This is a genomic window from Arthrobacter sp. GMC3 (assembly GCF_002929305.1).
In the GTDB taxonomy this organism is placed as follows: Bacteria; Actinomycetota; Actinomycetes; order Actinomycetales; family Micrococcaceae; genus Specibacter.
Genome location: NZ_PJIO01000186.1, coordinates 1 through 501, shown reverse-complemented (window position 1 = coordinate 501; position 501 = coordinate 1). Strand labels below are relative to the sequence as shown.

1 protein-coding gene is annotated in these 501 nt (G+C 68.3%); it reads left to right on the top strand.

Annotation, left to right across the window (positions count from 1 at the left end; all coding sequences use genetic code 11):
- Positions 1 to 501, top strand: a 501-nt coding sequence (locus tag CXQ94_RS24225) for an aldo/keto reductase (protein ID WP_181034391.1), incomplete at both ends; no start/stop codon positions are given.

The following is a 501-nucleotide window of genomic DNA, read 5'->3' as shown; positions in this document are numbered from 1 at the left end:
CTGCTGGCGTTCATCGAACGCTGCGTCGAGCTCGGGCTGAACGGTTTCGACCATGCCGATATCTATGCTGGCGGGCGCTGCGAGGCGCACTTCGGCGCGGCCCTGCGTCAGGCACCGGGGCTGCGCCAGCGCCTGCAGATCATCGGCAAGGCCGACATCGTACCGGCCGGGCAGGATTGTTCGCGCTGGCGGGTCAAGCACTACGATTCCAGCGCCCGCTATCTGCGCCAGGCGGTGGACGGCAGCCTGACGCGGCTGGGTGTCGAGCGGCTCGACGGGTTTCTGCTGCATCGCCCGGACCCGCTGCTGCAGGTCGACGAGGTGGCCGACACGCTGAACGAGCTGATCGCCAGCGGCAAGGTCGGCTGGGTCGGGCTCTCCAACGCCGGGGTGTTGCATTGCCAGGCATTGGCGCAGCGCGTGCCGCTGCGCTGCAACCAGATCGAACTCTCGCTGCAGGCCCAGCACTGGGTATGGGACGGCGGTCTGCATGCCTTGCAG